The 10,870-nt window shown below is 71.2% G+C and carries 9 protein-coding genes and 1 pseudogene; 6 read left to right on the top strand and 4 right to left on the bottom strand.

Annotated features, from left to right (window positions below; translation table 11 throughout):
* Together AOK16_RS16460 and galU are read right to left on the bottom strand one after the other, a co-directional pair.
* Positions 1 to 355, bottom strand: a pseudogene (locus AOK16_RS16460) (gephyrin-like molybdotransferase Glp); the annotation flags it as partial.
* On the bottom strand, positions 339 to 1,262 hold the full coding sequence (gene galU / locus AOK16_RS16455; protein WP_055472998.1) for a UTP--glucose-1-phosphate uridylyltransferase GalU: 924 nt from the start codon (positions 1,260 to 1,262) through the stop codon (positions 339 to 341). The gene galU and the pseudogene AOK16_RS16460, both read right to left, overlap by 17 nt.
* A 111-nt stretch (positions 1,263 to 1,373) precedes the next feature.
* Between galU and AOK16_RS16450 the strand changes: the two genes are divergently transcribed.
* Positions 1,374 to 1,943, top strand: a complete 570-nt coding sequence (locus AOK16_RS16450; protein WP_398718507.1) for a 5-formyltetrahydrofolate cyclo-ligase — start codon at positions 1,374 to 1,376, stop codon at positions 1,941 to 1,943.
* A 106-nt stretch (positions 1,944 to 2,049) separates the two neighbouring features.
* Here AOK16_RS16450 and AOK16_RS16445 read toward each other — a convergent pair whose 3' ends face one another.
* Complete coding sequence (locus AOK16_RS16445; protein ID WP_055472996.1) at positions 2,050 to 4,815, bottom strand: penicillin acylase family protein; 2,766 nt, start codon at positions 4,813 to 4,815, stop codon at positions 2,050 to 2,052.
* Positions 4,816 to 5,003: 188 nt separating this feature from the next.
* Here AOK16_RS16445 and AOK16_RS16440 point away from each other — a divergent pair, with 188 nt between their 5' ends.
* The 5 genes from AOK16_RS16440 (at position 5,004) to mscL (ending at position 10,565) form a co-directional block, all read left to right on the top strand.
* Positions 5,004 to 6,572 carry a potassium/proton antiporter gene (locus AOK16_RS16440; protein WP_055472995.1) on the top strand — a complete coding sequence of 523 codons (1,569 nt, stop codon included), beginning with the start codon at positions 5,004 to 5,006 and terminating at the stop codon, positions 6,570 to 6,572.
* Between the two features lie 245 nt (positions 6,573 to 6,817).
* Positions 6,818 to 8,215 carry an MFS transporter gene (locus AOK16_RS16435; protein WP_079101455.1) on the top strand — a complete coding sequence of 466 codons (1,398 nt, stop codon included), beginning with the start codon at positions 6,818 to 6,820 and terminating at the stop codon, positions 8,213 to 8,215.
* Positions 8,216 to 8,283: 68 nt separating this feature from the next.
* Positions 8,284 to 8,649, top strand: a complete 366-nt coding sequence (locus tag AOK16_RS16430; protein ID WP_055472994.1) for an FmdB family zinc ribbon protein — start codon at positions 8,284 to 8,286, stop codon at positions 8,647 to 8,649.
* A 98-nt stretch (positions 8,650 to 8,747) separates the two neighbouring features.
* Positions 8,748 to 9,596: an S-methyl-5'-thioadenosine phosphorylase gene (locus AOK16_RS16425; RefSeq protein ID WP_055472993.1), complete on the top strand. Its 849-nt coding sequence runs from the start codon at positions 8,748 to 8,750 to the stop codon at positions 9,594 to 9,596.
* 486 nt (positions 9,597 to 10,082) lie between these two features.
* A complete protein-coding gene (gene mscL, locus AOK16_RS16420) occupies positions 10,083 to 10,565 on the top strand; it encodes a large conductance mechanosensitive channel protein MscL (protein WP_079101454.1) in 483 nt (160 codons plus the stop codon).
* Between the two features lie 67 nt (positions 10,566 to 10,632).
* Here the strand turns inward: mscL and AOK16_RS16415 are convergent, their stop codons facing one another.
* Positions 10,633 to 10,818, bottom strand: coding sequence for a hypothetical protein (locus AOK16_RS16415; protein WP_055472991.1), 186 nt, complete (start codon positions 10,816 to 10,818; stop codon positions 10,633 to 10,635).
* Positions 10,819 to 10,870: the final 52 nt, after the last annotated feature.

Here is a 10,870-nt window from a genome sequence, read left to right as displayed (position 1 = left end):
CGGCGACGTCGCCGATGACGGTCAGGACCGCCGGGTACTCCTCGCAGGCCCCGGAGACGTCGGCGGTGCGGATCGCGTAGCCGTCCATGGAGCTGTTGTCGAAGGGCGGCAGGGCGGTCGGGACCGTGACGTCCTCGACGAGCACACAGCCCTGGGCGTCGAGGAGTTGCAGCTCGATGGGTTCGATCGGGCGGACGTGGCGGACGATGTCGTCCAGGTGGTCCGCCACGCTCCAGACGCGGCCCCCGTCCTGGGGCGGGGGCCCCTCGTCGCGGGCCGCGCCGGGCTCGCCGGCGGCTTCCTCGGCCGATTCCCGCGCGTTCCGTGTGGCGTCCGCGTCAGCGGTCTCGCTCAAGGTGGTCCATCTCCTCGGTGACGTAACTGCGAAGCCAGGCCCGGAAGTCCGGCCCCAGGTCCTCACGTTCGCACGCGAGTCTGACAATGGCACGCAGGTAGTCGCCGCGGTCCCCGGTGTCATAGCGGCGGCCCTGGAAGACGACGCCGTGCACCGGCCCGTCCGAGCCGCCGTTCTGGGCCAGTTCGCGCAGCGCGTCGGTCAGCTGGATCTCCCCGCCGCGGCCCGGCTCGGTCTTGCGGAGGACGTCGAAGACGGCCGGGTCGAGGACGTAGCGGCCGATCACAGCGTACGAGGAGGGGGCGTCGGCGACGGCCGGCTTCTCGACGAGGTCGGTGACGCGGACGACGCCGTCGTCCCCGGTGGCCTCTATGGCGGCGCAGCCGTAGAGGTGGATCTGGCTCGGGTCCACCTCCATGAGCGCGACCACGCTGCCGCCGAAGCGCTCCTGCACCTCGATCATGCGGGTGAGCAGCGGGTCGCGCGGGTCGATGAGGTCGTCGCCGAGCAGTACGGCGAAGGGCTGGTCACCGACGTGCGGCTCGGCGCACAGCACGGCGTGGCCGAGGCCCCGCGGGTCGCCCTGGCGGACGTAGTGCATGGTCGCCAGGTCGCTGGACTCCTGCACGCGCGCGAGGCGGGACTCGTCGCCCTTGCGGGTCAGGGCCTCTTCCAGCTCGTAGTTTCGGTCGAAGTGGTCCTCCAGGGGCCGCTTGTTGCGGCCCGTGATCATGAGGACGTCGGAGAGGTCGGCGGCCACCGCCTCCTCCACCACGTACTGGATCGCGGGTTTGTCCACCACCGGGAGCATTTCCTTGGGCGTGGCCTTCGTGGCGGGGAGAAAGCGGGTGCCAAGGCCTGCGGCGGGAATGACAGCCTTGCTGATCCGGGGGCGCGCTTCAGTCATGCGGAGAACCATAACGGGTGCCTATGAGGGAAAGATGCGGCCCTGATAAATGCGCTCTCATAAGGAAGGTTTGTACCCACCGTGAATCGAAGCCACGCTACGAAGGCCGAGTTGCGCAAAACCCTCCTGTCGGTAAGGGCCGGGTTGACGGCGGATGACGTGTCGGAAACAGCGGCCGAACTCGCGGGGCGCGCCCTGGAACTGCCCGAGCTGACCGGGGCCCGCACGGTCGCCGCGTACGTCTCGGTGGGCCGCGAGCCGGGCACGCGCGCACTGCTGGACGCACTGCGCGAGCGGGGCGTACGGGTGCTGCTGCCGGTGCTGCTGGCGGACAACGACCTGGACTGGGCGGCGTACGAGGGCGCGGAGCGGCTCGTGGCCGCGCGGCGCGGGCTGCTGGAGCCGGCCGGACCGCGGCTCGGCCCGGAGGCCGTCACGGCGGCGGACGCGGTGCTGCTGCCGGGGCTCGCGGTGGACCGGCGGGGCCTGCGCCTGGGCCGGGGCGGCGGGAGCTACGACCGGGTGCTGGCCCGGCTGGCCGCCGCGGGCTCGGATCCGGCGCTGGTGGTGCTGCTCTACGACGGCGAACTGCTCGACGAGGTGCCGGCGGAGGAGCACGACAGGCCCGTGCAGGCGGCGGTGACGCCCTCCTCGGTCCGGCGCTTCTCCTCGCCCCTGTAGGGCCGCTGTCAGGTCGCATGAAGGCGGCGGTCCGGCTCCACGCGTGTGTGGAGCCGGACCGCCGCCTATGGACCGCCGCCTATGGAGGGCCAACTGCCCTGCCGGATCAGGGGATCAGGGCCAGCGTGTCCTCGGTGTTCGCCTCGACCTTCCGCTCGGTGAAGGTCCAGGGCAGCAGTTCGCCCTTGACCCACTTCTCGGTCTGGTCGGTGTAGTGGGCGCTGTACGCGTGCCCGGAGGCGCCGGTGAGGTTGATCCAGCGGGACTTGTCCAGGTCCCCCAGGTTCACGATCATCCGCATCGACGGCACCCAGATGACCTCGTAACCGCCCGCCGCGTTCCAGCCGGTGGCGTTCACCGCGGCCTCGCCACCGCCCAGGTTCCAGGGGCCGCGGTTGAGGAGGTGCTGGATGGCGCCCGGGCCGGCGGTGCCCAGGGTCTGGTTCTTCAGCGTCAGCTGGTGCAGGCGGCCCCAGCTCCAGGTGTCGATGTCCTTGCCCAGCTTGGAGGTCAGCTCCCAGCGGGCGTCGTCCATGGCGTGCGCGAGCAGCTCGTCACGGCTGCGGTCGCCCGGGTTCCGGACCGTCCCGGAGGTCTTCCACCAGTCGTTCTCCGGGTCCTTCAGGAGCGTCCTGACGACCTCGTACCAGCGGTCGCCGCCGTCGGGCTGCGCCTGGTCCGGGGCGCGCTCGCCGCACTCCCTGACGAGGCGGGTGTTGCCGTCCAGGTCCTCCAGGGGGCCGGCGTCGTCCGCCGGGCGGACGCTCAGGCACTGGCCCTCGACCCGCAGCTCCTTGGGCAGCTTGTTGCCGAAGGCCAGCTTGAGGGTGTGGCGCCAGACCGCGTTGAAGTAGGCGGCCGCGGCCGAGTCGGCGTCCTGGGTGTAGTCCCAGCCCTCCAGGAGCTTCTGCGCCTCACGGACGAGCGGGTCCTTGACGCCGATCTTGAGCAGGTAGGGGGTCAGCAGCTCGGCGATCTCGCTGCCGTTGTCCATCTGCAGGGCCTGCATGTCGTCGGTCGAGATCTTGCCGCCGTCCTTGATCTTCGACTCGATCAGGTCGGTGATGCGCTGGCTGCGCGCGCCGTAGCCCCAGTCGCCGGTCAGCAGGTACGGGTACTTCTCCTGGTTCACGACGGCCTGGTTGGCGGTCACGATGTAGCCGCGCGAGGGGTTGTACTCCCAGGGCAGCGCGGACTGCGGCACATAGCCCTTCCACTGGAAGCGGGAGTCCCAGCCCGGCGCCGGGTAGCGCCCGTCGGCCGGGCGGCCGCCGGTGCCCTTGCCGCGTACGGGGATCTGGCCCGGCGCCTGGTAGCCGATGTTGCCCTCGGTGTCGGCGTAGATGAGGTTCTGCGAGGGCACCGCGAGGTCGCGGGCGGCCTTGCGGAACGCGTCCCAGTCGGTGGCCGCGTTCATCTCGAACACCGCGTCCATGGACTTGCCAGGGGTCAGCGCCGTCCAGCGCAGCGACACCGCGTAGCCGCTGCCGCGGTCGGGGGCCGCGTCGCCGACGGGCGCCTCCTTGCCGACCTTGGCCAGCTCGGTGTTGCGGTCGGAGACGATCGGGCCGTTGCCGGTCGAGCGGACCGTGACCTCGCGCGAGGCGCCGTCGGCGACCTTGATGGTCTCCTTGCGGGTCTTGAAGGGGCGGCGCTTGCCGTCCAGGAGGTAGCCGTCGCTGGTGACCTTCTCCAGGTAGAGGTCCGAGACGTCGGCGCCGAGGTTGGTGAAGCCCCAGGCGATGTCCTGGTTGTGGCCGATGACGACGCCCGGCATGCCGGAGAAGGTGTAGCCGGCGGTGTCGAAGCGGCAGTTCTCGCTCACGCTCCGGCAGTGCAGGCCCATCTGGTACCAGAGGGAGGGCACCTGGGGCGCCAGGTGCGGGTCGTTGGCGAGCAGCGGCTTGCCGGTGGCGGTGTGCTTGCCGGACACCACCCAGGAGTTGGAGCCGATGCCGCTGCCGCTCGGGCCCAGCAGCGCCGGGATGTCCTTGAGGGTCTTCGACAGCGAACCCAGCTGCGTCTGGACGCCCTGCGCGGCCCCGTCGAGACCCGCGGCCGCACCGGTCGCGGGCGTGGTCGGGGACGTCGAGCCCGTCCCGCCCTTCGGGTCGAAGGACTTGGCCGCGCTGTCGACCGAGCCGCTCCGCACGATCGGCGCGTTCCGGTCGTAGGGGTACTTCGGATACAGGTCCTCGATCTGCTTCGGGGTCAGGCGGCTGGACATGAGGGAACGGTCGATCTCGTCCTCCATGTTGCCGCGCAGGTCCCACGCCATGGCCTTGAGCCAGGCGACCGAGTCGACCGGGGTCCACTTCTCCGGGGTGTAGTCGGTGGTGAGGCCGAGCGCCGCGTACTCGACGGACAGGGCCGAGTCCTTGTGATCCTTCAAGTAGGCGTTGACGCCCTCGGAATACGCCTGGAGGTACTTCTTCGCGGCCGGCGACAGCTTGGTGTCGTACTCCTCCTGCGCCACCTTCCGCCAGCCCAGGGTGCGCAGGAACGCGTCGGTCTCGACCTGCCCCTCGCCGAACATCTCGGACAGCCGGCCCGCGGTGAGGTGGCGCCGGACGTCCATCTCCCAGAACCGGTCCTGCGCCTGGACGAATCCCTGCGCGCGGAAGAGGTCCTCGTCCGTGTCGGCGTAGATCTGCGGGATGCCGTAGCCGTCACGCTTGACCTGGACCGGCCCGGAGAGGCCCTTGAGCTTCAGCGAGCCGGTGGTCTCCGGGAAGGAGGCGCGCACGGTGCTGACGCTCCAGTACGTGCCGTAGCCGAAGCCCGCCACGAGCAGCAGCACGACGGCGATCACGAGGAGGCGGGCACGTCGACCCTTCTTCTTGCCCGAAGGGCCGGTCTTGTTGGCGGGCATCGCTGTCCTTAGAGGGGCAGGGCGGTCCTGGAATGCTGGAGCAACCATAGGCGCAGCCTGTGACAGCCCCGTACGGGGAGTCGGAGAGTGCTCGTGGAGTAGGACGTTCCAAGGGGCCGCCCGGTGCCGGTCCTTGGGCTGGGCGTCCGCGGCAGGCGTCAAGAACCCGTAAAATATTAGGTAAGGCAATGAAGTTCCGGCCGTCCGGAGGAACGTTTCGGGCGGCAACGCGAGAAAGGGTCCGGCCGCTGACTGTCCACCAACTCAATGAACTCCTGCTGGTCTGCTCGATCGTTCTGCTCATCGCGGTGGCGGCGGTCCGGGTCTCCTCTCGCAGCGGGCTGCCGAGCCTGCTCGTCTATCTCGGGATCGGCGTCGCGATCGGCCAGGACGGGATCGGAGTCCGGTTCGACGACGCCGGGTTGACCCAGATCATCGGCTATGCCGCGCTGGTCGTGATCCTGGCCGAGGGCGGCCTCAGCACCCCGTGGCGGGAGATCAAACCGGCGCTGCCCCTGGCGGCGGTGCTGTCGACGGTGGGCGTCGCGGTGAGCGTGGGGATCACCGCGGCGGCGGCGCACCATCTGGTCGGTCTGGAGTGGCGGCAGGCGTTCATCATCGGCGCGGTGGTGTCCTCGACGGACGCGGCGGCGGTCTTCTCCGTCCTGCGGAGGGTGCCCCTGCCCCCGCGGCTGACCGGCGCTCTGGAGGCGGAGTCCGGGTTCAACGACGCCCCCGTGGTGATCCTGGTGGTCGCCTTCTCCACCGCGGGCCCCGTCGACTCCTGGCACTGGCTGCTCAGCAAGATCATCCTGGAGCTGGCGATCGGCGCGGCCGTCGGCTGCGCGACCGGCTGGCTCGGCGCGTACGGACTGCGGCACGTGGCGCTGCCCGCCTCCGGCCTGTACCCGATCGCGGTCATGGCCATCGCCGTCCTCGCGTACGCGGGCGGCGCGCTGGCGCACGGCAGCGGCTTCCTCGCCGTCTACGTCGCCTCACTGATCCTCGGCAACGCCAAGCTGCCCCACTGGCCCGCGACCCGCGGCTTCGCCGAGGGGGTCGGCTGGATCGCACAGATCGGCATGTTCGTGCTGCTCGGCCTGCTGGTCACCCCGCACGAGCTGGGCGACGACATCCTGCCCGCGGTCGTCGTCGGCCTGGTCCTGACGATGGTGGCGCGGCCGGTCTCGGTGCTGGTCAGCACGGCGCCGTTCCGCACACCCTGGCCCGAGCGCGTACTGCTGTCGTGGGCCGGGCTGCGCGGCGCGGTGCCCATCGTGCTGGCGACCATCCCCATGGTCTACGAGGTGGACGCGAGCCGGGACATCTTCAACATCGTCTTCCTACTGGTGATCGTCTACACCCTGGTGCAGGGACCGACCCTCCCCTGGCTCGCCAAGCGGCTGCGGCTCGGGCCCGCCGAGACGGCGGCGGACCTCGGCATCGAATCGGCGCCCCTGGAGCGGCTGCGCGGCCACCTGCTGTCGGTCTCCGTGCCGGAGGGCTCCCGGATGCACGGCGTGGAGGTCGGCGAACTGCGGCTGCCCGCCGGGTCCGCGGTCACCCTTGTCGTACGGGACGGGAAGAGCTTCGTGCCCGCCCCGACGACCGTGCTGCGGCACGGCGACGAGCTGCTGGTGGTGGCGACGGATCCGGTGCGGGACGCGGCGGAGCGGCGGCTGCGGGCCGTGGCCGAGGGCGGCAAGCTGGCGGGCTGGCTGGGCACCGGCGGGAACGGGCCGGCCAATCGCAGGTGAACAAGGGCTGCGGTCATGCAAATCACCAGACCACAGCCCCATAGCCCTGTATCATCAAGGACGACAAGACGAACCAACTCTGCCTGAAGCGGAGCTGGCGCGACCGCTCGGCGGCCGCGGTCCCCTGCCACCTGCATCGGTGCGGACCCCGGTATCTACCCCGGTCCTGCGCGAGAGGACAGCTCTCGGCGCACTCCCGTGACGACCCACGCGGGTGCGCTACCAGGCGGCAGAAAGGCTCGGCCGTGGCATCCGCGGTCACCACCACCGAAAGCACAGCCCCGCAGCCCCGCAACCCCAAGCGCCCCGGGTACGGGCAGTTGCTGCGCACCCCCGGCGCCTGGACCTTCCTGCTCCCGGGCTTCGCCGCCCGGCAGCCCTTCGCGATGCTGACGATCGGCATCGTGCTGCTGATCGAGCACACCACCGGCTCGTACGGCACCGCGGGCGCCGTCGCGGCCGTCACCGGCGTCTCCATGGCGCTGTTCGCCCCGCAGAGCGGCAAGCTCGCGGACCGCTTCGGGCAGAGCGCGGTGCTGCTGCCCGGCGTCGTCCTGCACGCGGCCTCCGTGGCCCTGCTGACGGTGCTCGCGCTGGCGCACGCGCCGCTGTGGGCGCTGTTCGCCGCCGCCGTGCCGACCGGCGCCTCCCTCCCCCAGGTCGGGCCCATGGTGCGGGCCCGCTGGGCGGCGAATCTGGACAACGGCCCGCTGATGACCACCGCGGCCGCCTTCGAGTCGGTCACCGACGAGCTGACCTTCGTCATCGGCCCGGTCCTGGCGACCGCGCTGTGCACCGGCGTGCACCCGGCGGCCGGCCTGGCCGCGGAGGGCGTGCTGACCCTGGCGGGCGGTCTGCTGTTCGCGGCCCAGCGCCGCACCGCGCCGCCGGTGAACCGGTTCCACGCGGGCGTGCGGGAGCCGCGCGTCTCCGCCCTGTCGGTGCCGGGCGTGCGCGTCCTGGCCGTGGTCTTCCTCGGCATCGGCTCGGTCTTCGGCAGCATGCAGGTCTCATTGGCCGCCTTCACACAGGAGATCGGGCAGCCGGGTATGAACGGCCTGCTGTACGGGATCTTCGCCGCGGGCAACATGCTCGCGGGTGTGGCCTGCGGCGCCATCGCCTGGCGGGTCTCCGCCCGGCAGCGGCTGGTGGCCGGCTACGCGGGTCTGGCCCTGGTGTGCTCGCTGCTGTGGGCCGTGGACTCGGCCCTGCTGCTGGGCGCGCTCGGGCTGCTGGCCGGCCTGTGCATCGCGCCGGCCCTGATCTCCGGCTACACGCTGGTCGACTCGCTGGTGCCGCCGTCCGCCCGTACCGAGGCCTTCACCTGGCTGACCGGATCGGTCGCCCTGGGGCAGGCCGCCGCGGTGACCGCCGCCGGGCAGCTCGCGGACTCCTTCGGCGCGAGCGCCGGGTTCGCGGTGCCGCTGGCCGGTACGGCGCTGGCGCTGCTGACCGTGGTGACGCTGCGGGGGCGGCTGGTGCCGCGGGGTGGCGGACGGGTCGCGGCGCGGGGGGCCGCGCAGGGCTCGACGCCGGAGTCGGCTCAAGGCTCAGCTCAGGGCTCGGCCGGCCAGGAGCGGGCCGGTGAGGAGTCGGCCGGGGAGCGTGGAGTCGGTCACCGTGTGCCGGTCGCAGTGGACTGATCCCGTGGAATGCTGCACTATTGACCGTCGTTAGCACTCAATGAGTGAGAGTGCCAGGAGGAAGACACGTGCCGACCTACCAGTACCAGTGCACCGACTGCGGCGAGGGCCTCGAGGCGGTGCAGAAGTTCACCGATGACGCGCTCACGGAGTGCCCTGCGTGCGAGGGGCGCCTGCGCAAGGTGTTCTCGGCCGTCGGCGTCGTGTTCAAGGGCTCCGGCTTCTACCGCACGGACAGCCGCGGCTCGTCCTCGAGCAGCTCCAACGGCTCGAACGGTGCGGCCGCCAAGTCGTCCTCCCCGGCGTCCAAGAGCGACGGCGGCTCCAGCGGCTCGTCCGGCTCCTCGGACTCCTCGTCCTCCTCCGGCTCATCGTCCTCGACGTCGTCCGGCTCCTCCTCGTCGGCGGCAAAGTCGGGCAGCACCGCGGCCTGACGCCCCCTTCACGCGCGCGTACGCGCAGCGGACCCCGCCGTCTCGGAATCGAGACGGCGGGGTCCCTCGCTTTCGCGGCGGCACTTACAGTGGGGCGCATGGTCGAGACGAGGAACGCGCAGGCGGAGATCGGGGTCATCGGGGGTTCGGGCTTCTACTCGTTCCTCGATGACGTGACGGAAGTCACGGTCGAGACTCCGTACGGGCCGCCCAGCGACTCCCTGTTCCTCGGCGAGATCGCGGGCCGCCGGGTCGCGTTCCTGCCCCGGCACGGGCGCAAGCACCACATCCCGCCGCACCGCATCAACTACCGCGCCAATCTGTGGGCGCTGCGGTCACTCGGGGCGCGGCAGGTGCTGGGGCCGTGCGCGGTGGGCGGGCTCCGGCCGGAGTACGGGCCGGGCACGCTGCTCGTACCGGACCAGCTGGTGGACCGCACGAAGTCCCGCCCCCAGACGTACTACGACGGTGAGCCGCTGCCGGACGGGCAGGAGCCGAACGTGCTCCACCTGGCCTTCGCCGACCCCTACTGCCCGGCGGGGCGGAAGGCCGCGGTGGCGGCGGCGCGCGGGCGCGACTGGGAGCCGGTGGACGGCGGGACGCTGGTGGTGATCGAGGGGCCGCGCTTCTCGACCCGCGCGGAGTCGCGCTGGCACGCGGCGCAGGGCTGGTCGGTGGTGGGCATGACGGGGCATCCGGAAGCGGTGCTCGCGCGTGAACTGGCGCTCTGCTACACGTCGTTGACGCTGGTCACGGATCTGGACGCGGGTGCCGAGACGGGCGAGGGCGTCTCGCACGAGGAAGTGCTGCGGGTGTTCGCCGCGAACGTGGACCGGCTGCGGTCCGTGCTGTTCGACGCGGTGGCCGGACTGCCCGCGCCGGACGGGCGGGGCTGCTTGTGCGCCGGGGCGCTGGACGGGCTGGACCCGGGGTTCGAACTGCCGTAATCGCTGTGTCGCCGTAATCGCCGTATCGCCTTGGCTGGTGGGGCTGTTGGGGGCGGTTGGCGCTTCCTGATTACGCCTGTGGGTGACGGAGTTGTCCACAACTCGCGGGTTGTCCACAGGCTTCAGCGGGATCTCGCGGAGCGGTGCATCGTGGGGAGCGCAGGAGGAATCCGACACTCTTCGCGACAGGTGGTGCCGCTCCCATGTCCCAGTTCTCTAACGACCGCGCCCTTCCCGCTCTGCCCGTTCCCCCGCGACGCGAGGTCCCGCAGTTCGCGCCGTTGCGTCCGGGAATAGGGCGTTATCGAACGGTGCGATTCTTACGGCGCCGGCGACGCACGGTCGCGGCCGGACTCGCTGTCGTAGCCGCCGTGTTGGGCCCTGCCGTCCTTCCTGGGGCTCGCGATTGGACAGCCCTCAGCCACTCTGCCGTACATTGCGGAACCGTCTGTTCCATCCATCGCGTACGCACAGAGAGGCTCAGGGGTGAGCGAGGAGAACAAGGGCGTCTTGAACGGCTTCAAGCAGTTCTTGATGCGGGGGAACGTCGTCGATCTCGCGGTCGCCGTGGTCGTCGGAGCGGCGTTCACGAACATCGTGAACGCCGTGGTCAAGGGCATGATCAATCCGGTCGTGGGAGCCCTCGGCTCGAAGAATCTCGATCAGTACGCCTTGTGCCTCAGCGACAAGTGCGTGAAGAGCCAGACGGGCGAGGTCACCGAGGGGCTCTACTTCCTCTGGGGCTCCGTGCTCAGTGCCACGCTGACCTTCGTGATCACGGCGGCGGTCGTCTACTTCCTCATGGTCATGCCGATGAACCGCTACAAGGACCGGCAGGCGGCCAAGGAGGCTCCCGCGGAGGAGACCCCGGCCGCGCCGACCGAGGTCGAGCTGCTGACCGAGATCCGCGACGCGCTGGTGGCGCAGCGGAACGGGCACCTGCCCGCGCAGAACCTGCAGAAGCAGTAGGCGAGGGAGCGCTCGACGCGCTCGCGCCGGCCGCGGGTACGGTCGGCGCCGGTGGGGAGCCGCCGCCTCAGAGGTGGTGCGGCGGCTTCTCGTCGAGGAAGCGCGCCAGGTCGGCGGCGCTGTCGCCGCCGGGGCGCTCGCCCCAGCCCCGGTCGGTGTCGTCCGAGGACGGCCGGCCGAAGGGGTCGTCGAAGTCCAGCCTGGCGGCCGGATCGGCGTGCTCGGGGCGCTCGGGGGTCGGAGCTGTGCTCATGCGTCCAGGGTACGGGGCGGCGGATGCCGGGGATCCGCCGCCCCGTACCCTG

The organism is Streptomyces pathocidini, from assembly GCF_001418495.1.
GTDB classification, from domain to species: Bacteria; Actinomycetota; Actinomycetes; order Streptomycetales; family Streptomycetaceae; genus Streptomyces; species Streptomyces pathocidini.
Note: the sequence above shows the minus strand (reverse complement) of the source record. Positions and strands in the feature narration are given on the sequence as shown.